Here is a 26,160-nt window from a genome sequence, read left to right as displayed (position 1 = left end):
GGCCTAAACGGATACAAGAATAAATAGAGACTACCCTACCATGAAAACCCATTCCACTAATCCAAACTTGAGCGAACCGCGTTGGCTGCGCGTATTGCTGACTGCTACCGCCTTGGGCTTTCTGCTGCTGATGCTGGTCGTGCCTTTGGTTGCCGTATTCTATGAGGCCTTAAAAGGCGGTTGGGATTTATACCTGCAATCCTTGACCGATCCCGAGGCATGGTCTGCCATCAAATTGACGCTGATTACCGCACTGATTATCGTTCCCGTCAATGCCGTATTGGGCGTGGCGATGGCGTGGCTGCTGACCCGTTTCGACTTCCGCGGCAAGCAGTTGCTGACTACCCTGCTCGATTTGCCGTTTTCCGTATCGCCCGTGGTTGCCGGTTTGATGTTCGTCTTATTGTTCGGCGCGCACACGGCATTGGGCGGCTGGCTGGAAGCGCAAGGCATACAGATTATCTTCGCCATCCCGGGCATTATTTTGGCGACCTTATTCGTTACCTTCCCCTTTGTCGCACGCGAAATCATTCCTTTAATGCAGGCGCAGGGAGACAGCGAAGAACAGGCCGCGCTGATTCTCGGCGCAAACGGCTGGCAGATGTTTTGGCGCGTTACCCTGCCCAACATCAAATGGGCGCTGCTCTACGGCATCATCCTCACCAACGCCCGCGCGATGGGCGAATTCGGCGCAGTCAGCGTGGTATCGGGACACATCCGCGGCGAAACCAACACCATCCCGCTTTTGGTCGAAATCTTCTACAACGAATACAACTTTACCGGCGCATTCGCCCTCTCCGGCGTATTGGCACTTTTAGCCTTGGCCACCTTGCTGGTGCAAAACATCATCACAAAATTACAAGATAAAAAACTCGCCGCCGCCGAAAGGAACGCAGCATGAGCATCACTATTCAAAACTTAAACAAACACTTCGGAGCGTTCCACGCGCTGAAAAACATCAACCTCAACGTCCCCACCGGCAAACTCGTTTCCCTGCTCGGCCCTTCCGGCTGCGGCAAAACCACGCTCCTGCGCATTATCGCCGGACTGGAAAACGCCGACGGCGGCCAAATTCTCTTTGACGGGCAAGACGTAACCGCCAAGCATGTGCGCGAGCGCAAAGTCGGCTTCGTATTCCAACACTACGCCCTCTTCCGCCACATGAACGTGTTTGACAACGTCGCCTTCGGTTTGACCGTATTGCCCAAGTCCGAACGCCCGTCCAAAGAACAAATCCGCGCTAAAGTCGAAGAATTGCTCAAACTCGTGCAGCTCTCCCACCTCGCCAAATCCTATCCGCACCAGCTCTCCGGCGGCCAACGCCAGCGCATCGCCCTTGCCCGCGCGCTTGCGGTCGAACCGAAACTCCTGCTTTTGGACGAACCCTTCGGCGCACTGGATGCCAAAGTGCGCAAAGAATTACGCACCTGGTTGCGCGACATCCATCACAACCTAGGTATAACCAGCATTCTGGTGACGCACGACCAAGAAGAAGCCCTCGAAGTTTCCGACGAAATCGTCGTCATGAACCACGGCAAAATCGAACAAACCGGCAGCGCCGAAGCCATCTACCGCAAACCCGAAAACGCCTTCGTTACCGAATTTCTCGGCGAAACCGACGCATTTGAAGGCAGAATCGAAAAAGGCATCTGGCATTACAACGGCTTCGCGTGGAAATTGGACGCGCACTACAAATGGCAGGAGCAAACCGCCATCGGCTATATCCGCCCGCACGAATGGCAGCTTGCCGCCGAAAACGAAACACCGATGATCCGTGCCAAAATCGAAAAAATCCACGCCGTCGGGGCATTGACGCATATTTTGGTAAAACACGACAAACAAGACGTGCATATCACGCTGGCTGGCAGCGATGCAGCGCGTTACCAAATCGCTGAAGGCAAAGAATTGAAGCTGATTCCGAAACAGGTTTATGTCTTTTCTCAAAACGAACTGATTGAATATTCGATTTGAGACTAAATCATAAGGCCGTCTGAAAATCTGCTTTCAGACGGCCTTTCATCTTAGTTAAACCTGCCAATCAATCGGCTCTAAACCATGCGCCTGCAAATAAGCGTTTGCCTGCGAAAAATGTTTGCAGCCGAAAAAGCCTCGATACGCCGACAAGGGCGAAGGATGCGGCGCGGTCAGCACCAAATGGCGGTTGCGGTCGATAAACGCGCCTTTCTTCTGCGCATGGCTGCCCCACAGCATAAAGACTAAATGCTCGCGCTCCTTATCCAATTGTCGGATGACTTCATCGGTAAACGCCTCCCAGCCGAAGGTCGCATGGGAATGCGCCACACCGGCGCGGACAGTCAACACCGTGTTCAACAGCAATACGCCCTGTTCCGCCCAATGCTGCAAATAGCCGTGTTGAGGAATCTGGAATTCTTCAATATCCGTCGCCAGCTCTTTATAAATATTGACCAGCGACGGCGGCACCGCAATTTCAGGCTGGACGGAAAACGCCAAACCATGCGCCTGACCCGCACCGTGATACGGATCTTGCCCCAAAATCACTACTTTTACATTTCCGAATTCAGTCATCCGAAAGGCATTGAATACATCGCGCTCGGGCGGATAAACGGTTATCCCCGCCTGCCTTTCATGGCGCACCTTCTCCAAAATCGTTTGGAAATACGCCTTTTCTTTTTCCACACCAATCGCCTCGTGCCAAGTCTGCATTATTTGCCGCTCCGTATTTGAATAGACTTATTATAACTGAAATAATTTTCAGCCTTAGCCTTTTCATTTTAAGCTCTTGCCATTATGATAAGGATTATCAAAAGATTATTAAAAGGATATGCCGCATGACGATATGGTTTGTTGCCGCCGCCGTTGTTCTGATTGTCGAATTGTTTATCGGAACGGTTTATCTTTTGGTGGTCAGCGTAGCGCTGGCTGCCGCCGGAATCATGTACGGATTAAGCGGACACTTCTCTGCTGCCGTTTTAACCGCAGCCATCATCAGCGCACTCGGTATCTGGCTGGTACACGGCCGTCTGAAAAACCGTTTGGCTCCCCAAGTGCTCAACGATGATTTGGATATTGGGCAAAACGTCCGCATCCTACGCCACCTGCATGACAATATTTACGAAGTCGCCTACCGCGGTACACACTGGCAGGCACAAGCCGAACGGCCTCAAGATACTTTTCAGACGGCCTCAAGCGCAGTCATTACTGCCAAAAACGGTAATCTTCTGATTATCCGCACACTCTCCCAACCATCATCATAAGGAAACATTATGGAATTTCTGCTCAGCCCCATCGTCCTCTTCTTCATCGTCGTTGTTGTTTTTGGTTTCAAATCCTTTATCGTTGTGCCGCAGCAGGAAGTTTATGTGGTTGAACGATTAGGCCGTTTTCACAAAGCGCTGACCGCAGGCCTGAACATCCTTATCCCATTTATCGACCGTGTCGCCTATCGTCACTCGCTGAAAGAAGTTCCTTTGGATGTTCCCAGCCAAGTCTGTATCACCCGCGACAACACTCAGCTGACTGTGGACGGCATTATCTACTTCCAAGTTACCGATCCTAAACTCGCTTCATATGGTTCCAGCAACTACATCATGGCGATTACCCAGCTTGCGCAGACAACTTTGCGCTCTGTCATCGGCCGCATGGAATTGGATAAAACCTTTGAAGAACGTGATGAAATCAACAGCATTGTCGTTGCTGCTTTGGACGAAGCGGCAGGCGCATGGGGTGTGAAAGTCTTGCGTTACGAAATCAAAGACTTGGTTCCGCCGCAAGAAATTCTGCGCTCCATGCAGGCGCAAATTACCGCCGAACGTGAAAAACGCGCACGCATTGCCGAATCTGAAGGTCGTAAAATTGAGCAGATCAACCTTGCCAGCGGTCAGCGCGAAGCAGAAATCCAACAATCCGAAGGTGAAGCGCAAGCCGCCATCAACGCGTCAAACGGTGAAAAAATCGCCCGCATCAACCGCGCACAAGGTGAAGCCGAAGCCCTGCGCCTGGTGGCCGAAGCGAACGCCGACGCCATCCGCAAAATCGCCGAGGCTGTCCGATCAGAGGGCGGTGCTGAAGCCGTTAACCTGAAAGTTGCCGAGCAATACGTTGCCGCCTTCAGCAATTTGGCTAAAGAAAGCAACACGCTGATTATGCCTGCCAACGTTGCCGACATCGGCAGCTTGGTCTCCGCCGGTTTGAAAATCATCGACGGCAACAAGCCTAAAGCGTCATAATAGCGTTCTGAATCAGGCCGTCTGAAAACCCAATACGGCTTTTCAGACGGCCTTTTTATATCGTTCGATTTTTATATGAATACACAAACCATCAAAACCTATCTTGTCGGCGGTGCCGTCCGCGACCATCTGTTAGGCCTGCCCGTCAAAGACCGCGACTGGGTAGTCGTCGGTGCAGATGCGCAAACCATGTTGGCTCAAGGCTATCAACCTGTCGGCAAGGATTTCCCCGTCTTTCTCCATCCGGACAGCCACGAAGAATACGCCCTCGCCCGTACCGAGCGCAAAACCGCCAAAGGCTATGCCGGTTTCAGCTTTCATGCCGATAAAGACGTTACGCTGGAACAAGACCTGATGCGCCGAGACCTGACCATCAATGCCATGGCTCAGGATTCAGACGGCACGATCATCGATCCTTTTGGCGGACAACAAGACTTGGCGGCCGGCATCCTGCGCCATGTTTCGCCTGCCTTTGCCGAAGACCCCGTGCGTATTTTGCGTATCGCCCGTTTTGCCGCGCGTTATGGTTTTCAAATTGCCGATGAAACCATGTCGCTGATGCGGCAAATGGTAGAAAACGGCGAAGCGGATGCTCTGGTTGCCGAACGCGTCTGGCAAGAATTGGCCAAAGGCTTGATGGAAAAAAGTCCGCGCAGAATGATTGAAGTTTTGCGCGAATGCGGCGCACTCAAAGTTTTACTGCCCGAAGTCAATGCCCTTTTCGGCGTACCGCAACGCGCCGACTATCATCCCGAAATCGACAGCGGTATTCATACGCTGATGGTTGTACAACGAGCCGCCGAGATGAACCTCTCCCTCGCCGAACGCTATGCCGCCTTATTACACGACTTGGGCAAGGCAAAAACACCGGCCGATATACTGCCGAAACACTACGGACACGACGTCAATGGCGTCGAACCCGTCCGCGAAGTCAATCAACGCCTGCGCGCGCCCAAACACTGCGCCGAGCTTGCCGAACTCGTCTGCCGTTGGCACATCATGCTCCATCAAGTCGGGCAGTTCAAAAGCAAAACCATTTTGAATGTTTTGAAAAAAAACGACGCATTCCGCCGCCCCGAACGTTTTCAGACGGCCTTAAACGTCTGCGTGGCCGACAAACAAGGCCGTCTGAACCTTGAAGACGCCCCCTATCCGCAACGCGAACACTGGCTGGCCTTACTTGAAGCCGCCAACCGAGTAGATGCAGGCAAAATTGCCGCCGAGTATCGCGCGCAAGGAAAAGCTCACCTTATCGCCGAACAAATTGATCATGCCCGCTTAGCGCAAATTACACCGCTGCAAAAAGCGTATCAGGCAGACAAAGTAGGAGGCTATTGATGGCATCTTCGCGTTATAAAATTGAACAAACACCTAGCAAAATTACCTTGTCAGCAAAAATTATACGTAACCGACTCAAACTTCTATTAACTTGCAGAGACCTTGTAATCGTACTATTGATATTAGCAAACATTCCAAATTTAAACTTTGAATCAGCATTTAATATCATACTCCTCATATTTTTGGGTCTGCTTTCTTTCCAATGTATTTATGACTTACTGTGGCAACTTTTTGGACAAGAACATATTCATGTTCAAAATGGAATACTTTCACACCAGTTCGCGCTGTTTGGATTGGGAAAAGGTAAAAAATTTTCACTCGTAGAAATAGCGCAATGGCAGCCACATGAGAACCATGCAAATACTAAAAACACTAAAATAACACTGCGTAACTATTTGAGCCAGAGAAGGAATACATCCACCATCTCCAGCCCCTTACGACAACCAAATAGTAAACAAGGTGCATGGTCATTTGTTTATCATGGGGAAACCATATATATCGGAGAATTTTTTTATAGCGACGATTACCAAGCAATTAACTCAAAATTAAATAGCCTAATGCCAAAAAAAGCCAAAACAGAGGCACTTTCCGAACCAGAACACGGCCTTTAAAACAGCCACCACGATATCTGCTATAATCCGCAACTTAACCACCTTATTTCAACAATAAAAATCATGACTATCCAGACCGATTTACTTCACGAAAAAATCAGCAATGAAGATTATCAACGCCTCATTGTCAAACACAGCGAATCTTTCAGCGACGGCGAAATCTGCCTATTGAATGAGATTTTGGAAAAATTTGAATTTGATGTCGTACAGGAACAAGCTTTAGCACAAGCTGTGATGCAGCAGGTGCGCTTCGATCCAAACGACTACCATATCGACAGCGACGATGAAGACACAACCGGTATCTGCCCGCACTGTATCAATCCGCCCATGCCGCCCCTGCGCGATTATTTGGTTTGGCGCGAAACACGCGGCTGAAAATTTTCCTAATCGATTTTGATAAGTTACTAACCACTCGCTATCGAACAAGGCCGTCTGAACAGGTGTCATCGTTACATTTGTTCAGACGGCCTTTTGTAAATAAATGTTCATGACTAGGATAAATCAGTATAATCTGCGCCGTTTGAATTTTCTTCGGAGCTTTTATGAACCAGCTTAAAACAGCGGTAGCCGGTGCGCAGATTTTGTTTGTCGCATTCGGTGCCATGGTGCTTGTGCCGCTTCTGACGGGACTGAACCCGGCTTTGGCATTATTGGGCGCAGGCTTGGGCACTTTGTTGTTCCAATTGGTTACCAAACGTAAAGTGCCGATTTTCCTCGGCTCTTCTTTTGCCTTTATTGCACCGATTATCTATTCCATCGGCGAATGGGGCCTGCCTTCTACCATGTTCGGCCTGTTTGCGGCAGGTTTCATGTACTTTGTCTTTGCCGCGCTGATTAGATGGCGTGGTCTGGATGCGGTACACAAACTGTTGCCGCCCGTGGTTATCGGTCCGGTGATTATGGTAATTGGTTTGTCCGTGGCCGCTGCAGCCAGCAGCATGGCCATGGGTCAGGCAGATGGAAAACAGGTCATCGACTATATCGACTCGCTGATTCTCTCCGGCTTTACCTTTGCGGTAACCGTCATTGTTTCTGTCTTCGGCAGCAAAATGATGAAGCTGATTCCGATTTTGATCGGCGTGGCTTCCGGTTATGTATTGGCTCTAATCATGGGCTTGGTCGATACCAGTGCCATCATCAACGCTCCTTGGTTTGCCGTCCCTCATTTTGAAACGCCTCAAGTCAACTGGCAGGCTGCCTTGTTTATGTTGCCCGTTGCCATCGCCCCGGCCATCGAACACATCGGCGGCATTATGGCCATCGGTAATGTAACCGGAAAAAACTACACTAAAGACCCGGGCTTGGACAAAACCCTCGCCGGCGACGGCTTGGGTGTGTGCGTGGCCGGTTTGATCGGCGGCCCTCCTGTGACCACTTACGGCGAGGTAACCGGCGCGGTGATGATTACCAAAAATAGCAACCCCGTCATCATGACTTGGGCGGCAATTTTTGCGATTTTCATGGCGTTTTTCGGTAAATTCAACGCGTTTTTGGCTTCGATTCCTATGCCGGTTATGGGCGGTATTATGTTGCTGCTGTTCGGCACAATCGCCTCTTTGGGCATCAAAACATTGATTGATGCGAAAGTCGATTTGATGCAGCCGAAAAATCTGGTTATCGTCAGCTCCGTATTGACAACCGGTATCGGCGGCATGATTATCAAAGTAGGTACTTTGAGCTTCGCCGGTGTAGGTTTATGCGCCGTATTGGCCATTATCCTGAACTGCGTTTTGCCCAATACAAAATCAGAAGAAGCATAAATAGCTGGTTCATAAACTCAAAGGCCGTCTGAAAATGAGATTTCAGACGGCCTTTTTATTACGCTTTATACAATGAAAAATGCCGGAGACTTTATCATCTCCGGCATTTTTGAATAAGGTGGCGAGCCGAACCCCCGGCACTGGCTCATCAGAGTGGGCTGCTGGCTTCCGCCCCTGACCCGGTGTTCCGAATTACCATGCGGGGAGACCCGCCATAGAAGAAAGGCATTATAGCGGTTTTACAGAAAAACTCAAGCGATAAAATCTGTCAGGCCGTCTGAAAACTATTTACACGACAAGATTGTAAACAATATTGCCTAGTTGCAAATCATTCCCATTGAAATGTTTATTGTCTTTTCCGTTGAAAAATATCGAAAATTACACTACATTAACACTTTACGCCATCAAGAAGAAATTGCATTTTTCAGACGGCCTTTAATATAAAAACATTACATCCATCAACGGAACACGACCATGACCACGACTACTGCCCCTCAGCGTATTCGAGAAATTCCCTATAACTATACTTCTTATACCGACCGCGAAATCGTCATCCGACTGTTGGGCAACGAAGCGTGGCAAATCCTGCAAGACCTGCGCGGTCAACGCAAAACAGGACGTTCGGCACGAATGCTGTTTGAAGTATTGGGCGATATTTGGGTGGTCGTGCGCAATCCGTATCTGGTTGATGACTTGTTGGAGCACCCGAAACGCCGCGCCGCGCTGGTGCGGGAAATGCGCCACCGCTTAAATGAAATTCGCAAACGCCGCGACGATAATCGGCAAGTGGATGTCTTGGTTGCCGCAGCAGAAAAAGCAGTCGAGCGTTTTGATAGCAGTTTTGATGAAACCAGCCAAAAACGCCATCAAATTTTGGAACGCTTAAGCAAAATCACCAAGCCGCACAACATCATGTTTGACGGCTTGGCTCGCGTAACGCACGTTACCGATGCAACCGACTGGCGCGTGGAATATCCGTTTGTCGTCGTCAATCCTGATACCGAGGCAGAAATCGCGCCTTTGGTGCGCGCCTTAATCGAGCTGGACTTGGTCATTATCCCACGCGGAGGCGGTACGGGTTATACCGGCGGCGCAGTACCTTTGGACGCAAACAGCGCAGTCATCAATACCGAAAAACTCGACAAGCATCGCGGCGTTGAATACGTTGAGCTGGCAGGCTTGGATGGCAGACATCCGATTATCCATTGCGGCGCAGGCGTGGTAACCCGCCGAGTGGAAGAAACCGCGCATCACGCAGGTTTAGTGTTCGCCGTTGATCCGACTTCCGCCGATGCGTCTTGCGTGGGCGGTAATGTGGCGATGAACGCAGGCGGTAAAAAAGCCGTGCTGTGGGGTACTGCCTTGGACAACCTCGCCTACTGGAACATGGTTAACCCTCAAGGCGAATGGTTGCGTATCGAACGTGTGCGTCACAACTTTGGCAAAATCCACGATGAAGAAACCGCCATATTTGACGTACATACGCTGGATTCAGACGGCCGCAATATCGTCCATACCAAACGTTTGGAAATCCCCGGTCACAAATTCCGCAAAGTCGGTTTGGGCAAAGACGTTACCGACAAATTCTTGAGCGGCCTGCCCGGCGTGCAAAAAGAAGGTACGGACGGCATCATCACCAGCGTTGCCTTCGTGTTGCACACCATGCCGAAATACACGCGCACCGTGTGTATGGAGTTTTTTGGCACGGTCGCCACTGCCACGCCGTCCATTGTTGAAATCCGCGACTTCTTGCTTGCACATGAAAGTGTACGCCTTGCCGGTTTGGAACATTTAGACTGGCGCTACGTCCGCGCCGTTGGTTATGCCACCAAAGCAGCAGGCAAAGGCCGACCTAAAATGGTCTTGCTGGCAGACGTGGTTTCCGACGACGAAGCCGCCGTACAGGCAGCCGCCGAACACATCTGCGAACTCGCCCGCGCCCGCGACGGCGAAGGCTTTATCGCCATATCTCCCGAAGCCCGTAAAACCTTCTGGCTTGACCGCAGCCGCACCGCCGCCATCGCCAAACACACCAACGCCTTTAAAATCAATGAAGACGTGGTAATCCCACTCGAAAGGCTCGGTGAGTATTCAGACGGCATCGAACGCATCAACATTGAGCTTTCCATCCAAAACAAACTCAAACTCTGCGCCGCATTGGAGCAATATCTGTCGGGTAAACTCCCCATCGACAAAATGGGAACAGACCTGCCAACCGCCGAACTATTGGGCGAACGCGGCAAACACGCCCTAGCCCACGTTTCCGCTGTCAAAGCGCGTTGGGAATGGCTGCTTGCTAACTTAGACGCGCCGCTTGCCGACTATAAGACTCGCTATGGCGCATCCGTCCACGCTGCGCCCGAAGCCAAAGACAATGAAAGCTGCTTTATTGCCTTCCGCGATTTCCGCCTGCGCGTGTCTGTCAAAGCGGACGTAATGAAGCCGCTTTCTGAAATCTTCAGCGGCAAAACTGATACCAAAATTATCCAAGGCTTGGGCAAAATCCACGCCAAAACCGTACGCAGCCGCGTCTTCGTCGCCCTGCACATGCACGCCGGCGACGGCAACGTCCACACCAACATCCCCGTCAATTCAGACGACGCCCAAATGCTTCAGACCGCCTACCGTTCGGTCGAACGCATTATGAAAATCGCCCGCTCGCTCGGCGGCGTGATTTCGGGCGAACACGGCATCGGCATCACCAAGCTCGAATTTCTGACCGATGAAGATTTGCAGCCGTTTTGGGACTATAAAAACCAAGTCGATCCCAAACACACCTTCAACCGTCACAAACTGATGAAAGGCTCGGACTTACGCAACGCCTACACGCCGTCGTTCGAGCTTTTGGGCGCGGAATCGCTGATTATGGAAAAATCAGACCTCGGCACCATTGCCGATTCCGTCAAAGACTGCCTGCGCTGCGGCAAATGCAAACCTGTTTGCTCTACTCACGTTCCGCGTGCCAACCTGCTGTACAGCCCGCGCAACAAAATTCTCGGCGTGGGGCTGTTGACCGAAGCCTTCTTATACGAAGAACAAACCCGTCGCGGCGTTTCCGTCAAACATTTTGAAGAACTGATGGACATCGGCGACCACTGCACCGTGTGCCACCGCTGCGTTAAGCCTTGCCCTGTCAACATCGACTTCGGCGACGTTACCGTAGCCGTCCGCAACTACCTTGCCGATTCCGGCCACAAACGCTTTGCGCCTGCGGCTTCAATGGGCATGGCATTTTTGAACGCCACAGGCCCCAAAACCATCAAAGCCCTTCGCGCCGCCATGATACAAACCGGCTTCCCTGCGCAAAACTTTGCCTACAAAATCGGCAAGCTTCTTCCGATCGGCACTAAAAAGCAAAAAGCCGAACCGAAAGCCACTGTCGGTACCGCCTCAATCAAAGAACAGGTTGTCCACTTCATCAACCGTCCTTTGCCGAAAAGCGTGCCTGCCAAAACTCCGCGCTCCATGCTGGGCATAGAAGACGACAAGAGTATTCCTATCATCCGCAATCCGGCTTCTCCGGAAGATGCCGAGGCCGTGTTCTATTTCCCAGGTTGCGGCTCTGAGCGCTTGTTCAGCCAAATCGGGCTTGCCGTTCAAGCCATGCTTTGGCATGTCGGCGTACAAACCGTCCTGCCACCCGGCTATATGTGTTGCGGCTATCCACAAGACGCAGGCGGCAATAAGGCTAAAGCCGAAGAAATGAGCACCAACAACCGCGTGGCTTTCCACCGTATGGCAAACACCCTCAACTACCTCGACATTAAGACCGTCGTTGTCAGTTGCGGCACCTGCTACGACCAGCTCGAAAAATACCGTTTTGAGGAAATCTTCCCAGGCTGCCGTATCATCGACATCCACGAATACCTGCTTGAAAAAGGGGTGCAGCTAAACGGCGTGCAAGGTCAGCAATACCTCTACCACGACCCTTGCCATACCCCGATTAAAACCATGAACGCCACCCAAATGGCCAGCAGCCTGATGGGACAGAAAGTCGTCTTAAGCGACCGCTGCTGCGGCGAGTCCGGTATGTTTGCCGTTAAACGGCCAGACATTGCCACTCAGGTCAAGTTCCGCAAACAAGAGGAAATTGAGAAAAACCTCAAAGAGCTGCCGCAGGGCGAACCTGTCAAAATGCTTACCTCCTGCCCAGCCTGCCTGCAAGGCTTGAGCCGCTACGCCGACGACAACAATATGCCTGCAGACTACATCGTCATCGAAATGGCAAAACACATCCTCGGCGAAAACTGGCTGGATGAGTTTGTGAAAAAAGCCAATAACGGCGGTGTAGAAAAAGTATTGCTCTAAGGACTTAGATAAAAACTTTTGGCTGTAATAAAGGCCGTCTGAAAATCTTTCAGACGGCCTTTTTATTCAAAAGAATCAAAATACAATAATCAAATCAAATGCCTTTACAAATAGCGATGCTACACCAGCAGTATTTAATAAAAAATAAAACCTGAGGCTTTTATCCCCCAGGTTTTATTTTCAAGTCTTATGCTTTTTCTTGCTGACGTTTTCTTTCTGCCATCATCTCATGCAATGTTTGCTTGGCAGGTTTCATCGGAACATGGTTATTGGTCCAGCTTAACTGCTTGCTTGGCGTCAATGCACGGAATTTGGTAGCAGCCCAGCCGAATGCTCGATAAGCTTTACTACCGCTGAAAATACCGTTAAACGTACGCCATGCCATTTGTTCGCCGAAAGTATGCGATGCACCTTGACCACGGATAGGATGAGGAACGGTTTCGGTTGGCGAACGTTGCGCTTCAACACGCAGACGTTGCATTTGTTCGGTAATCGGAATACGTACCGGACAAACCTCAACACAGGCGCCACACATGGTACACGCAGTCGGCAGATCGCGTGTTGCATCCAAGCCTAACAAATGTGGAGAGATAATCTCGCCAATCGGACCAGGATAAGTCGTACCGTAAGCCGCGCCACCGATACGGGTATAAACCGGACAGTGGTTCATACACGCACCGCAACGGATACATTGCAAGGTACGGCGCATTTGATCTTCTGCATAAGCTTGGCTACGGCCGTTATCAAGCAGTACCAAGTGCATTTCTTGAGGACCGTCCAGCTCTTCGCTACGGCGAGGGCCGGTAATCATATTGAAATAAGTGGTAATGTTCTGACCGATGGCGGAGCGTGGCAACAGGCTGTATAAAGGCGGAACATCCGACAGCTTCGCAACCACTTTTTCAATACCGGTAATGGCGATGTGCACAGGCGGTACAGTGGTACTCAAGCGGCCGTTGCCTTCGTTTTCGACCAGGCACAAAGTACCTGTTTCCGCTACGGCAAAGTTCACACCGCTCAAACCGACATCGGCAGTGCTGTAAATATCGCGCAATGCTTTACGCGCAAATCCGGTCAGTTGGTCTACATCATCTGTTAATGGAGTACCGAGGTTTTGATGGAAAAGCTCGCTAACCTGCTCTTTGGTTTTATGAATGGCAGGCATCACGATATGGGTTGGTTTCTCACCGGCCATTTGAACGATAAACTCGCCCAAGTCGCTCTCAATCGCTTTGATGCCTTGATCTTGCAGATAATGGTTCAGCTCAATCTCTTCGCTGACCATAGATTTGCCTTTCACCATCAGCTTGCCGTTTTTATCGGTAATGATGTTGTGAATGATTTGGCAGGCTTCGGCAGGTGTTTCCGCCCAGTGGACTTTAACGCCTAACTTGGTCAGGTTTTCTTCCAATTGCTCCAACAATGCAGGCAATTTGGACAACGAACGTTGACGGACATGCTCACACAAGTCACGCAGGCTTTGCAGCTCTTCTTCATCTGTCAAAACGGCTTTGCGCTTGGTCATCAGCATATCCATCGCTGTGCGCAAGCTTTTACGCAGAGGCTTGTCTTGCAAAGAAATTGCGGCGTTTTGCTTGAACGTTTCCGGCTTCATATGGAATTTAATGGTTTGGGAACTCATGCTTTTTCCTCCAAATCGGCAGGGGAAATGTGATCAGGCAGAACGGCCAAAACCACCAAATCGCGCGGGCCGTGTGCACCATAGGCCAAAGTCAATTGAATATCGGCAGTCTTAGACGGGCCGGAAATCAAAATAACGTTGGTAGGCATGCCTTTTTCTACCAGTTTTTCGCCTTCAACAGCATTATGGAATTCGTTGTACATTTTGCTGGTGTCAAACAGGCAGAAATGCACAGGCGGAACCAAACTCAGGCTGCGCGGCTCGACAGGGCTGGACTCCAGCATAATCGTACCGGTACGGGCAATACCGCATTTAGAGCCGCTAAATCCAGCCTCAATATCGGCAAAAAATTCATTTTTCCAGTCGTCGATTTTTCGCTCAAAACCGCGCGGTTCAATATTGGTATCGGCCAAAGCTGCACGAGCCAGCTGACCATGTTCCGTTTCCAATGGAAGCAGAATGTTTTTCAAGCCTTTGCCTTCGGCTGCTTGGCAAAATACTTGCGGCCAGTTGGTTTTAGTAACCCAATAGATTTCAGTTTTGACGGCACGCATGGCAGCCGCCCAATGTTTCAAGCGTTCGACATCGTTTGCCCAAGAAACACCCATTTCACGGTAATAATCGAAAACCGGCGGCTCTTCCATCGGCAAGGCATCGGCTTTTTTCAATTTCGCTAAAATATTTTCGCGCGCGCTCATGCTTTACCTCCGGTACGTTCCAACAGGAAAGATGCAATATGTTTCGGACGTGGCATATTGGGTTCGTCTTTGGCAATTTTGCCGCCGATATTCATCATGCAGCCACAGTCCGCGCTAATGATTTCAGTTGCGCCTGTTTCTTTCAGTGCTGCAACTTTGTCGGTTACCATCGCGCCGGAAATATCGGCTTGTTTTACAGAGAATGTACCGCCAAAACCGCAGCATTCACTTTCATGGTCGTGAACGATACGTTCAACATTTTCCATGCCGTCAATCAGCTGCCAGCCTGACAAATGGACATTCATCTCGCGACGTGCCGCGCAGGAAGTATGAACGGCCACTTTAACCGGCTCGCCTTTATCTTCAGGTTTGTAACCAATCGCCAGCAGGAAGTGGGTAAATTCAATGATACGATTGGCGCAATCAATGGCTTTTTGTTCGTACTCGGTGCCTTTGAACAAAGTCGGCCAGTGGTGTTTCATCATGCCGCCGCAAGAACCAGAAGGCACGACAATCGGCCAATTTTCAGGGAATAAATCCAGTTGCGCTTTGGCAACATCAAAGGCTTCTTTAGGATGACCTGACGAATAGGCCGGTTGACCACAGCAGCTTTGCTCCATCGGATAATGGATACGGATGCCCTGTTGTTCGATTAAAGTGATGGCATCCATGCCTGCTTCGGGCATGAAAAGGTCAAGAACGCAAGTACCGAAGAAATAAGCATCGGTTGGCTTGCTGTCGAATACGGTGATTTGTGGTGGTTTGATTGCGCTCATTTTTTTGGAACGGGACAACCCGTTTTCTTGTGTAAAAATAAGATGGGTACTTTAAGTAATTGCTTGTAATGGGTCAAGTCTAATTTTAAAAAATAATATTAAAAAAGCATGACAAACCAGACAAACACCTTTTCCTTATTAACTTGATAATCTACATAATAACCACTATCAATAAGAAAACTGATGGATTCATTTTTTAATAAATGAAACTCGTACATTCCTTCCCTCTTCAAAACACAATCACTGCCTCTTTATAGAATTTTGATTTACATCAGAAGTCATGAACTTAATCTCTATGACACGTTTTTAGATGAAACAAGCAATCCGCTATGCTGTAAATATGTTTCAGACGGCCATATTGGAATAAAAAGATATCTAAGACAATAAAAATAAAAGTTTTTCTCACAAGACTCAGGCCGTCTGAAAGATAAGTTCGTCAAAAGGCCTCTTTCCATCTGCTTAATCCTACTTTTAATCAAAATCAAACACTTGAAAAATCATCGTTCCTAACCTTGAAAACCCTTTGCACACTCAAGCACTTCCAGTATCATTGAGACAGTTTCTTGACGCAAAATTACAGTCTTAGCCGCCCACAATCGGCATGGATTTGCAAAAGAAGTGAAACCAAGCTTCAAAACAATTTCACCTTAATTTCGGAGTAGGCATTATGTTGACCCAGACTCAACAGATTGATTTGACCTTGCATCACCTTAAAGAACGCACCCTATCGATATATACTCCCGAACAGCGTGCAAGCATCGAGGCATCTGAAGACTGGAAACAGTTTGACAGACGGCTTGAAGAACACTTTCCAAAACTGATGCACGAGCTGGACAACGTTTACAACAACAACGAAGCCGTCCTCCCCATGTTGGAGCAACTGATTGCCCAAGCATGGCAAAGCTATTCCCAACGCAACTCATCCTTAAAAGAAATCGATATCGCGCGCGAAAACGATCCTGATTGGATTTTGTCCAACAAACAGGTTGGCGGCGCGTGCTACGTCGATTTGTTCGCAGGCGATCTGCAAGGCTTGAAAGCCAAAATTCCTTATTTCCAAGAGTTGGGCCTGACCTATCTGCACCTGATGCCCCTGTTTAAATGCCCTGAAGGCAAAAGCGACGGCGGATATGCGGTCAGCAGCTACCGCGATGTCAATCCGGCACTGGGCACAATAGACGACTTGCGCGATGTCATTGCCGCCTTGCACGAAGCAGGTATTTCCGCCGTTGTCGATTTCATCTTCAACCACACTTCCAACGAACACGAATGGGCAAAACGCTGCGCCGCCGGCGATCCGCTCTACGACAATTTCTACTACATTTTCCCTGACCGTTGGATGCCCAACCAATACGACCGCACCCTGCGTGAAATCTTCCCCGACCAACACCCGGGCGGCTTCTCCCAACTGGAAGACGGACGCTGGGTATGGACAACGTTCAATTCTTTCCAATGGGACTTGAATTACAGCAACCCATGGGTATTCCGTGCCATGGCAGGCGAAATGATGTTCCTTGCCAACTTGGGCGTTGATATTCTGCGCATGGACGCCGTTGCCTTTATTTGGAAGCAAATGGGCACAAGCTGCGAAAACCTGCCTCAGGCACACGCTCTGATTCGCGCGTTTAACTCTGTAATGCGTATCGCAGCGCCAGCCGTATTCTTCAAATCGGAAGCCATCGTCCACCCTGACCAAGTTGTCCAATACATCAGCCAAGACGAATGTCAAATCGGCTACAACCCTCTGCAAATGGCATTGTTGTGGAACACCCTCGCCACACGCGAAGTCAACTTGCTCCATCAAGCACTGACCTACCGCCACAACCTGCCCGACCACACAGCATGGGTCAACTACGTCCGCAGCCATGACGACATCGGCTGGACATTTGCCGATGAGGATGCATGGCAGTTTGGCATCCACGGCTACGACCACCGACAATTCCTCAACCGCTTCTTCGTCAACCATTTCGACGGCAGCTTCGCGCGCGGCGTACCGTTCCAATACAACCCAAGCACAGGAGACTGCCGTGTCAGCGGTACAGCAGCAGCATTGGTCGGCTTAGCGCAAAACGATCCGCATGCTGTTGACCGCATCAAACTCTTGTACAGCATTGCTTTGAGTACTGGCGGCCTGCCGCTGATTTACCTAGGCGACGAAGTGGGTACGCTCAATGACGACGACTGGTCTCAAGACAGCAATAAGAGCGACGACAGCCGCTGGGCACACCGTCCTCGTTACAATGAGGAGTTGTACAACCAACGCCACGACAGCTCGACCACTGCCGGTCAAATCTTCCAAGGTTTACGCCATATGATTTCCATCCGCCAAAGCAATCCGCGCTTTGACGGCGGCAGGTTGGTTACCTTCAATACCAACAACAAACATATCATCGGCTATATGCGCAACAACGCGCTTTTGGCATTCGGCAACTTCAGCGAACATGCGCAAACCATTAGTGCGCACACCCTGCAGGCCATGCCGTTTAAAGCGCACGATTTGATCAGCGGTCAAACCGTTTCTCTGAATCAGGATTTGGTCCTGCAACCCTATCAAGTCATGTGGCTTGAAATTGCATAAGCTGAATTTTTTATACATCATTCAAGGCCGTCTGAACAAATCAGCGTTCAGACGGCCTTTTAAGGCATAAGATGTATTTTGTATTTTGGGTAGTTTCGCTTAGAATGCATGCTTTAATACCAGATGACACACTAAAAATCAGGAGTAAAAATCTATGTTGAAAAAATTCGTACTCGGCACCATCGCTGCAGTAGTTTTGGTTGCTTGCGGCGGTGAAGGCAGCAACTCAGCTTCTTCTGCACCAGCCCAATCCGGCGCGGCCTCCGGTTCTCTGATTGAGCGTATCAACAACAAAGGTACCATCACAGTCGGTACGGAAGGCACTTACGCACCCTTCACCTACCACGACAAAGACGGCAAATTGACCGGCTACGATGTCGAAGTAACCCGCGCAGTCGCCGACAAACTGGGCATCAAAGTTGAATTTAAAGAAACACAATGGGACTCTATGATGGCAGGTTTGAAAGCCGGCCGTTTTGACGTGGTTGCCAACCAAGTCGGCCTGACCAGCCCTGAGCGTCAAGCGACTTTTGACAAATCCGAGCCTTATAGCTGGAGCGGTGCCGTATTGGTTGCCCGTAAAGACAGCAACATCAAATCCATTGACGACATCAAAGGTGTGAAAACTGCACAATCCCTGACCAGTAACTATGGTGAAAAAGCCAAAGCTGCAGGCGCAGAACTCGTACCGGTAGACGGCTTGGCGCAATCCCTGACCCTGATTGAACAAAAACGTGCCGATGCAACCCTGAACGACGAATTGGCGGTATTGGACTATCTGAAGAAAAATCCGAATGCCGGCGTACAAATCGTTTGGTCTGCCCCGGCTGACGAAAAAGTCGGCTCCGGCTTGATTGTCAATAAAGGCAATGATGAGGCATTGGCCAAATTCAGCACAGCCATAACTGAGCTGAAAGCAGACGGCACGCTGAAAAAACTGGGCGAACAATTCTTCGGAAAAGACATCAGTGTTAAATAATTTCCTTGCCTCTCTGCCGTTTATGACGGAAACACGCGCTGATATGCTCATTAGCGCGTTTTGGCCTATGGTTAAAGCCGGCTTCGCAGTGTCTTTGCCTTTAGCGATCGCTTCTTTCGTTATCGGCATGATTATTGCCGTAGCCGTTGCTTTGGTAAGAATCATGCCCTCCGGCGGTATTTTCCAAAAATGCTTGCTGAAGCTGGTGGAATTTTATATTTCCGTCATTCGCGGTACACCGCTTTTGGTGCAGTTGGTCATCGTATTCTATGGTTTGCCTTCCGTCGGCATCTATATCGATCCGATTCCTGCCGCCATCATCGGCTTTTCGCTCAATGTCGGCGCATACGCTTCCGAAACCATACGCGCGGCAATTTTGTCCGTACCTAAAGGCCAATGGGAAGCCGGTTTCTCCATCGGCATGACCTATATGCAGACTTTCCGCCGCATTGTCGCACCACAAGCATTCCGCGTTGCCGTACCGCCTTTGAGCAACGAGTTTATCGGCTTGTTCAAAAACACCTCGCTTGCCGCAGTGGTAACGGTAACGGAGCTTTTCCGTGTTGCCCAAGAGACAGCAAACCGTACTTATGACTTTTTACCCGTTTATATCGAAGCCGCATTGATTTATTGGTGTTTCTGCAAAGTGCTGTTTTTGATTCAGGCGCGTTTGGAAAAACGTTTTGACCGTTATGTCGCCAAATAAGGAGTTGTCATGATTAAAATCCGCAATATCCATAAGACCTTTGGCGAAAATACCATTTTGCGCGGCATCGATTTGGATGTTGGCAAAGGACAAGTGGTCGTTATCCTAGGCCCTTCCGGCTCAGGCAAAACCACGTTTTTACGCTGTTTAAACGCTTTGGAAATGCCAGAACAAGGTCAAATCGAGTTTGACAATGCGCAGCCGTTAAGCATCGATTTTTCCAAAAAACCAAGCAAACACGATATTTTGGCACTGCGCCGCAAGTCCGGCATGGTATTCCAACAATACAACCTCTTTCCGCACAAAACTGCGTTGGAAAACGTCATGGAAGGGCCGGTTGCCGTACAAGGCAAGCCTGTCGCCAAAGCGCGTGAAGATGCTGTCAAATTGCTTAAAAAAGTCGGTTTGGGCGATAAGATTGACCTCTACCCCTACCAGCTTTCCGGTGGTCAACAGCAGCGCGTCGGCATTGCCCGAGCATTGGCGATTCAGCCTGAATTGATGCTGTTTGACGAACCGACTTCCGCGCTTGACCCTGAATTGGTGCAAGATGTTTTGGATACCATGAAGGAATTGGCACAAGAAGGCTGGACCATGGTTGTCGTTACGCATGAAATCAAATTTGCCTTGGAAGTGGCAACCACCGTCGTCGTGATGGACGGCGGCGTTATTGTCGAACAAGGCAGCCCGCAAGATTTGTTCAATCATCCCAAACATGAGCGGACACAAAAATTCCTGCGCCAAATCCGTGCGGACAATGGCGATCTTCAAATTTAATTGAAACGACAGACAATTTGAAAGCATTTCCTACTGTCATTTCATAAAGGCCGTCTGAATAAGTGAAATAGAAATCGTTGATTTCGTTTTCATACTTGTTCAGACGGCCTTTTATATGTCTTTTCAGGTAAAATAACGCCTTTCGTTTTACTTACCCCCTTGCCTGCCATCATGATAGAAATCAAAAAACTCACCCTGCAACGCGGTTTGAAAGTCCTGCTCGATAAAGCCGATGCCGTAATCAACCCTGGCCAACGCGTTGGTTTAATCGGTAAAAACGGTACGGGCAAATCCAGCCTGTTTGCGCTAATAAAAGGTGAAATCACTCAAGATGGCGGCGAAATCCTTATTCCCAAAACATGGCGCCTTGCTTCCGTCTCTCAAGAAACACCTGATTTAGATATTTCCGCTTTAGACTACGTTTTACAAGGCGATGCCGAATTGCAGGCTTTTCAGACGGCCTTGGCTCAAGCAGAAGCGCAAAACGACGGCATGAAGCAAGCCGAATATCACGCCAAACTTGAAGAAATCGATGCCTACACTGCTCCGGCACGTGCCGCCAAACTGCTTAACGGCTTAGGTTTTGCACAAGAAGAACATACGCGCCCCGTCAAATCCTTCTCCGGCGGCTGGCGTATGCGCCTCAACCTTGCCCAAGCGCTGATTTGTCGTGCCGATTTGTTGCTTTTGGACGAACCGACCAACCACTTGGATTTAGAAACCGTGTTATGGCTGGAAAACCATCTCGCTTCCCTGCCCTGTACGCAAATCATCATCTCCCATGACCGTGACTTCTTGAATGCCACCACAACGCACACCATCGAGCTGTCGCAACAAAAACTGACCCAATACGGCGGCAATTACGATTTCTATCAAGCCGAACGCGCCCAACGTCTGGCGCAACAACAAGCCGCCTACGTCAAACAGCAGGCGCAAATCAAACATCTGCAATCCTTTATCGACCGTTTCAAAGCCAAAGCCACAAAGGCCGTACAAGCCCAAAGCCGCATGAAGGCATTAGCCAAACTTGAGCGCATCGCTCCTGCGCATTTGGATAGCGAGTTTTCCTTTGAGTTTGCCAATCCGACCCATCTGCCTAATCCATTATTGAAACTCGACCATGCCGACTTAGGTTATGGCGACAATACCGTTTTACACGATATCACCTTGTCTTTGGAAAGCGGCGCACGTTACGGCCTATTGGGCGTTAACGGCAGCGGTAAATCTACATTTATCAAAGCATTGGCAGGAAAAATCGATTTACTTTCCGGCAGCATCGTACGCTCCGAGAAGCTCAATATCGGCTATTTTGCCCAACACCAACTAGACACATTGCGCGCCGATCAAAGTCCGGTTTGGCATATCCAGCAGCTTTCGCCCGAAGTCCGCGAACAGGAAATCCGTAACTTTTTAGGCGGTTTCAACTTCGTCGGCGATATGGCGGTTCAAAAGACCGAGCCGTTCTCCGGCGGGGAAAAAGCGCGGCTCGCCCTTGCCATGATTATTTGGCAAAAACCTAATCTGCTGCTGCTTGACGAACCGACCAACCACCTAGACTTGGATATGCGCCACGCCCTGACACTTGCCCTGCAAAGTTTCCAAGGCGCATTGATTGTCGTTTCGCACGACCGCAGCCTGCTTGAAGCGACTACCGACAGCTTCCTATTGATTAACAAAGGCCGTCTGAACAACTTCGACGGAGATTTGAACGACTACCGTCAATGGCGGTTGGCACAAGAAAACGCCGCAGCAACCCCCGCCGCATCTGCACAAAGCCAAAGTCGCAAAGACACCAAGCGCATAGAAGCACAAATCCGTCAGGAAAAAGCCAAACGCAGCAAACCGATTCAGCAGAAAATTGACAAAGCCGAAAAAGAAATCGCACGATTGACTGATATTCAGACGGCCTGTGAAGCATTTTTGGCACAAGAATCTGCTTATTCAGAAGAAAATAAACCCAAATTGCAAGAGATACTCGCACAATTAACAGAAACTAAAGTAAAATTAACGCAACTGGAAGAAAACTGGCTGCAATGGCAGGAAGAGCTTGAGCAAATCCAAGTGGATGTCGAAGCCGAGTTTTCCCAATAAAAATAGAGCCATCAGGCCATCTGAAATAAAACACAATACGGAAAAACATGACTTCAACCATCAAACAAGCCGGATACTTCCTCGTATCCTCTTTCGTCTTGGGCATTTCTCTTCACGCAGCCGCCGCAGTTTATTCCTGCGGCAACGGCAGCTATACTTCCGAACCCAACTCCTCCTGCGCACAGGCCGAATTGCCTAAAATCAGCGGCCATCAAGGCAGCGGTTACCATCTCAACATCCGCAGCCTCAATGCCTCTGATGAACGCGCAAGTGCAAAACCTAAGAAAAAGGCACGCGCGGGAAAATCCGATAAACAAGAGAAAAAAGCCGACAAACCGAGCAAAAACAAAAACGGTACAAAAGCTAAAAAACAGCAGCCCATGCCGTCTGAACAAGAATAAAATGCTCAACTGCAACGAATCGGCACTACCTGAATCATGAAAAAATATCTGCTTACCCTATCCCTGCTGCTTGCCGTTTTGAACAGCCAAGCCCACGCCGCAAAAATCTACACCTGTGAAGTCAACGGCTCGATTGTCTATACCTCACGCCCAAGCGGCAACTGCCAAGCCGTCAACGATTTGCCGATTGTCGGCAAATACAGCAGCAGCCGCTACGACGCCCCGGTTAGTGATGCACCTACACTCAACGCACCGACATCACAGCCTGCTCCGGCAAAAAGCAAAAATACGGCTGCAAAATCCAACCACAAAGCAACGCCCAAACCTGCCCCTGTCCGCACCGCTTCTGAAACAGCTTCTCCTCCGGTTCCCAAATCCTCCGGCGTCAACAGCCGCCGCTCTATTTTGGAAACTGAGTTATCCAATGAACGCGCAGCTTTGGCCGATGCCAAAAAGCAACTGAGCCAAGCACGGACAGCCAAAGGCGGCAGCGTCAATCAACAGGCCATCAGCACATTGCAAGGTGCGGTTTTGGATAGGGAAAAAAACATTCAAGCCCTCCAGCGCGAACTGGGCAGAATGTAAGTCCAAATCAATCAAAACATCAGGCCGTCTGAACAGGTGGAAACGAAATCCAAAATTTTCGTCATGCCAAATAGACGGCCTGAATCCCATAATGATTACGCCCGTTTCAATTTCTTGTGCCTAGTAAATACGGTATAATTTGCCCTTTACGCACATTACCTCCGGTCTTTTCAGACGGCCTTTATCTCATGACTGCAAAATCTTCTAAAACCCAAACAAAAAAACGCGTCTCAACCAAACCGGCAGCCAAACCGACCACACGCAAATCCACCAAAGCACAAACTCAAGCCGACAATAAAGTCTCCCAACGCCTCAAGGCCGCCAAAGAGCTGCAAAGAAACGAAGAAAAAAAAGCACGTCCAGAGCATGTCGTCAACTTGATTAATGATGCTTTATGGCTGTTTGGCTTGGTTATCACCATTTATCTGGCCATTTCCCTGGCCAGCTTCAGCATGGACGACCCTGCATGGTCGCGCAGCGTTCCCAAAAGCCATGATGTCGCCAACCTCGGCGGCCTCTTTGGCTCCTATCTTTCTGATGTCGGATATTATCTGTTCGGCTTATCATTTTGGTGGTGGATAGCTGCCTCTTGCGTTTTCCTCTACAAAAACTTCCGCCCCATGAAAAAGCAGGAAAACCACAAGCCCTACAATCACGGCGTAGCCGCTTTGGCATTGTTCCTCCTGCTGGTGTGCAGCCCGATTATCGAACATTTCCTGTTTGACAACGCATTAAGCGAATCCCTTCCCGTCGGCGCCGGCGGCTTGGTCGGCTTATTGGCCGGCTCAGGCTTGGCTTGGCTGTTGGGCAAATCAGGCAGCCTGTTGATTATGCTGGTGATGTTGCTGTTGTCCATTTCCCTGTTGGCTCAGGTGTCATGGTTGGAAGTCATGGCCAAATCCGGCAGCCATGTGGGCGGCCTGTTTAGCAGCCTGATGAAAAAACTGTCTCAATTCCAAAATAAAAAAGAAGATGTCCGTTCCGAAGCTTTGGAAACCCAAAATACGCGCCGCATGGTTAAAGAGGCCAAAACTATTACCGCTACTCCGGTTGCTCCGTTGGCAGGCAGCAGCAGCAACCGTAAAACCGTTGCCGTATCTGTTGCGCCGCCGCCTAAAATCCAAACTTCCCTGTTTGACGATACTGAACCTAAAAACAACAGCGAATACCACAAACCCAACATGAACCTGTTGCGTATGCCGTCTGAAGAACCGGTTGCCGTCAATCCGGATGAATTGCAACAGACCGCAGAATTAATCGAAGCCAAGCTGGCTGAATTTGGCATCGGCGTACAAGTTGTTTCCGCCACTTCCGGTCCCGTGATTACCCGCTACGAAATCGAACCGGCACAAGGTGTCAAAGGCAGCCAAATTGTCGCGCTATCCAAAGATTTGGCGCGCTCGATGTCTCTGCAAGCGGTACGTATCGTAGAAACCATTGCCGGTAAAAACACCATGGGTATTGAATTGCCCAATGAGAAACGCCAAGACGTCATGTTGAGCGAAATCCTCTCTTCATCCGTGTTTACCGATGCCAAGTCCAAACTGACCGTTGCTTTGGGTAAAGATATTGCAGGTACGCCCGTTGTCGGTGACTTGGCAAAAATGCCGCATCTTTTGGTCGCAGGTATGACCGGCTCGGGTAAATCTGTCGGTGTGAATGGCATGATTATGTCCATGCTCTTCAAAGCCACGCCCGACGAAGTCCGTTTCATCATGATTGACCCGAAAATGCTGGAATTGAGCATTTACGACGGCATTCCGCACCTGCTCTGCCCGGTTGTGACCGATATGCGCGAGGCTGGGCAAGCGTTGAACTGGTGTGTTGCCGAAATGGAAAAACGCTATCGCCTACTTTCCCATGCCGGCGTGCGCAATCTGGACGGTTTCAACCAAAAAGTCGAACAAGCCAAAGCAGCAGGCAAACCATTGCTCAACCCGTTCAGCTTAAATCCTGATGATCCTGAGCCTCTGGAAAAACTGCCGTTGATTGTGGTCGTTATCGACGAGTTGGCAGACTTGATGATGACCGAACGCAAATCCGTTGAGCAGCAAATCGCACGCCTTGCCCAAAAAGCGCGTGCGGCAGGCATTCACATGATTGTCGCCACCCAACGCCCAAGCGTTGATGTGGTTACCGGCCTGATTAAAGCCAACATTCCGACACGTATGGCCTTTACCGTACAAAGCAAAATCGACAGCCGCACTATTCTTGACCAAATGGGTGCAGACGAATTGCTCAAATACGGCGACTCATTATTCCTACAACCGGGCAGCGCAGAACCGATACGCCTGCAAGGTGCATTTGTTTCCGATGATGAAGTACATCAAGTCGTCAATTTCGTCAAAGAACAGGCTCCGACCAATTATGTGGAAGGCCTGCTCAGTGGCGAAGCAGCCATCGAAACCGCCAATCTTGTCAATCCGAATGCAAACAGCGATGAGCTATTCGATCAAGCCGTTGCCTTCGTATTGGAAAGCCGGAAAACTTCCATTTCCGCACTGCAACGCCAATTACGCATCGGCTACAACCGTGCCGCCAATTTAGTAGATGCGCTTGAAAATGCCGGTGTTCTCTCTCCTGCAGACATCAACGGCAGCCGACGGATTCTGGCGCAAAAAGACCAGCTGTAAAAAACAACAATATCGAAACACAAAGGCCGTCTGAAAAGAATTTCCTACTTTTCAGACGGCCTTTTTATG

General features: G+C 49.7%; 20 protein-coding genes, 1 other RNA gene and 1 pseudogene. 17 read left to right on the top strand and 5 right to left on the bottom strand.

Features of this window, described 5'->3' with window-relative positions; genetic code table 11:
• Positions 1 to 40 precede the first annotated feature (40 nt).
• Positions 41 to 901: a sulfate ABC transporter permease subunit CysW gene (gene cysW, locus ACTHTY_RS03225; protein WP_128581013.1), complete on the top strand. Its 861-nt coding sequence runs from the start codon at positions 41 to 43 to the stop codon at positions 899 to 901.
• Positions 898 to 1,971 (top strand): sulfate/molybdate ABC transporter ATP-binding protein, encoded by a 1,074-nt coding sequence (locus ACTHTY_RS03220; RefSeq protein WP_440366445.1) that lies wholly within the window; start codon positions 898 to 900, stop codon positions 1,969 to 1,971. The genes cysW and ACTHTY_RS03220 overlap by 4 nt, the downstream gene beginning before the upstream one ends.
• Positions 1,972 to 2,025: 54 nt before the next feature.
• Here the strand turns inward: ACTHTY_RS03220 and ung are convergent, their stop codons facing one another.
• A complete protein-coding gene (gene ung, locus ACTHTY_RS03215; protein WP_440366444.1) occupies positions 2,026 to 2,685 on the bottom strand; it encodes a uracil-DNA glycosylase in 660 nt (219 codons plus the stop codon).
• 125 nt (positions 2,686 to 2,810) lie between these two features.
• Between ung and ACTHTY_RS03210 the strand changes: the two genes are divergently transcribed.
• The 6 genes from ACTHTY_RS03210 (at position 2,811) to ACTHTY_RS03185 (ending at position 7,917) form a co-directional block, all read left to right on the top strand.
• Positions 2,811 to 3,236 carry an NfeD family protein gene (locus tag ACTHTY_RS03210; RefSeq protein ID WP_049353534.1) on the top strand — a complete coding sequence of 142 codons (426 nt, stop codon included), beginning with the start codon at positions 2,811 to 2,813 and terminating at the stop codon, positions 3,234 to 3,236.
• A gap of 9 nt (positions 3,237 to 3,245) precedes the next feature.
• Positions 3,246 to 4,208, top strand: coding sequence for an SPFH domain-containing protein (locus ACTHTY_RS03205; protein ID WP_003683281.1), 963 nt, complete (start codon positions 3,246 to 3,248; stop codon positions 4,206 to 4,208).
• Between the two features lie 75 nt (positions 4,209 to 4,283).
• The gene (locus tag ACTHTY_RS03200) at positions 4,284 to 5,546 is read left to right on the top strand and encodes a multifunctional CCA addition/repair protein (RefSeq protein WP_440366443.1); all 1,263 of its coding nucleotides are present in this window, start codon (positions 4,284 to 4,286) and stop codon (positions 5,544 to 5,546) included.
• A complete protein-coding gene (locus tag ACTHTY_RS03195; protein ID WP_440366442.1) occupies positions 5,546 to 6,157 on the top strand; it encodes a hypothetical protein in 612 nt (203 codons plus the stop codon). Before ACTHTY_RS03200 ends, ACTHTY_RS03195 begins: the two co-directional genes overlap by 1 nt.
• 63 nt (positions 6,158 to 6,220) lie before the next feature.
• Entirely contained in the window at positions 6,221 to 6,532 is a 312-nt protein-coding gene (locus ACTHTY_RS03190) for a hypothetical protein (protein WP_070712923.1), read from the top strand.
• A gap of 167 nt (positions 6,533 to 6,699) precedes the next feature.
• A complete protein-coding gene (locus ACTHTY_RS03185; RefSeq protein WP_003679234.1) occupies positions 6,700 to 7,917 on the top strand; it encodes a uracil-xanthine permease family protein in 1,218 nt (405 codons plus the stop codon).
• A 117-nt stretch (positions 7,918 to 8,034) separates the two neighbouring features.
• Here ACTHTY_RS03185 and ffs read toward each other — a convergent pair.
• Positions 8,035 to 8,131: signal recognition particle sRNA small type (ffs, locus tag ACTHTY_RS03180), an RNA gene on the bottom strand.
• Positions 8,132 to 8,391: 260 nt separating this feature from the next.
• Here ffs and ACTHTY_RS03175 point away from each other — a divergent pair.
• Positions 8,392 to 12,225 carry a DUF3683 domain-containing protein gene (locus ACTHTY_RS03175; protein WP_440366441.1) on the top strand — a complete coding sequence of 1,278 codons (3,834 nt, stop codon included), beginning with the start codon at positions 8,392 to 8,394 and terminating at the stop codon, positions 12,223 to 12,225.
• A gap of 187 nt (positions 12,226 to 12,412) precedes the next feature.
• On the opposite strand, the gene ACTHTY_RS03170 is transcribed toward ACTHTY_RS03175, so the two are convergent.
• Genes ACTHTY_RS03170 through ACTHTY_RS03160 form a run of 3 tightly spaced genes read right to left on the bottom strand, consistent with a single transcriptional unit; the run spans position 12,413 to position 15,341 of the window.
• Positions 12,413 to 13,867: a LutB/LldF family L-lactate oxidation iron-sulfur protein gene (locus ACTHTY_RS03170; RefSeq protein WP_049344815.1), complete on the bottom strand. Its 1,455-nt coding sequence runs from the start codon at positions 13,865 to 13,867 to the stop codon at positions 12,413 to 12,415.
• Complete coding sequence (locus ACTHTY_RS03165) at positions 13,864 to 14,565, bottom strand: LutC/YkgG family protein (protein ID WP_101755456.1); 702 nt, start codon at positions 14,563 to 14,565, stop codon at positions 13,864 to 13,866. Before ACTHTY_RS03165 ends, ACTHTY_RS03170 begins: the two co-directional genes overlap by 4 nt.
• A complete protein-coding gene (locus ACTHTY_RS03160; protein ID WP_049323225.1) occupies positions 14,562 to 15,341 on the bottom strand; it encodes a (Fe-S)-binding protein in 780 nt (259 codons plus the stop codon). Before ACTHTY_RS03160 ends, ACTHTY_RS03165 begins: the two co-directional genes overlap by 4 nt.
• A 667-nt stretch (positions 15,342 to 16,008) precedes the next feature.
• On the opposite strand from ACTHTY_RS03160, the gene ACTHTY_RS03155 reads away from it, so the two are divergent.
• The 8 genes and pseudogenes from ACTHTY_RS03155 to ACTHTY_RS03120 all read left to right on the top strand — a co-directional run.
• Positions 16,009 to 17,919 (top strand): alpha-amylase family protein, encoded by a 1,911-nt coding sequence (locus ACTHTY_RS03155; RefSeq protein WP_440366440.1) that lies wholly within the window; start codon positions 16,009 to 16,011, stop codon positions 17,917 to 17,919.
• A gap of 154 nt (positions 17,920 to 18,073) precedes the next feature.
• Positions 18,074 to 18,898, top strand: coding sequence for an amino acid ABC transporter substrate-binding protein (locus ACTHTY_RS03150; RefSeq protein ID WP_070625304.1), 825 nt, complete (start codon positions 18,074 to 18,076; stop codon positions 18,896 to 18,898).
• Entirely contained in the window at positions 18,888 to 19,604 is a 717-nt protein-coding gene (locus ACTHTY_RS03145) for an amino acid ABC transporter permease (protein ID WP_083307460.1), read from the top strand. The genes ACTHTY_RS03150 and ACTHTY_RS03145 overlap by 11 nt, the downstream gene beginning before the upstream one ends.
• 9 nt (positions 19,605 to 19,613) lie before the next feature.
• Positions 19,614 to 20,381, top strand: a complete 768-nt coding sequence (locus ACTHTY_RS03140) for an amino acid ABC transporter ATP-binding protein (protein WP_440366439.1) — start codon at positions 19,614 to 19,616, stop codon at positions 20,379 to 20,381.
• A 171-nt stretch (positions 20,382 to 20,552) separates the two neighbouring features.
• Positions 20,553 to 22,472 carry an ATP-binding cassette domain-containing protein gene (locus ACTHTY_RS03135; RefSeq protein WP_440366438.1) on the top strand — a complete coding sequence of 640 codons (1,920 nt, stop codon included), beginning with the start codon at positions 20,553 to 20,555 and terminating at the stop codon, positions 22,470 to 22,472.
• A gap of 47 nt (positions 22,473 to 22,519) precedes the next feature.
• On the top strand, positions 22,520 to 22,873 hold the full coding sequence (locus tag ACTHTY_RS03130; RefSeq protein WP_440366437.1) for a nucleolar protein: 354 nt from the start codon (positions 22,520 to 22,522) through the stop codon (positions 22,871 to 22,873).
• A 36-nt stretch (positions 22,874 to 22,909) separates the two neighbouring features.
• On the top strand, positions 22,910 to 23,458 hold the full coding sequence (locus ACTHTY_RS03125; protein WP_440366436.1) for a hypothetical protein: 549 nt from the start codon (positions 22,910 to 22,912) through the stop codon (positions 23,456 to 23,458).
• A 293-nt stretch (positions 23,459 to 23,751) separates the two neighbouring features.
• Positions 23,752 to 26,091, top strand: a pseudogene (locus tag ACTHTY_RS03120) (DNA translocase FtsK); the annotation flags it as partial.
• Positions 26,092 to 26,160 lie beyond the last annotated feature (69 nt).

The organism is Neisseria sp. P0019.S002 (assembly GCF_051957155.1).
Classification (GTDB): Bacteria; Pseudomonadota; Gammaproteobacteria; order Burkholderiales; family Neisseriaceae; genus Neisseria; species Neisseria perflava.
The sequence above is the reverse complement of the archived record's forward strand: the minus strand, read 5'-3'. Positions and strand labels throughout refer to the sequence as shown.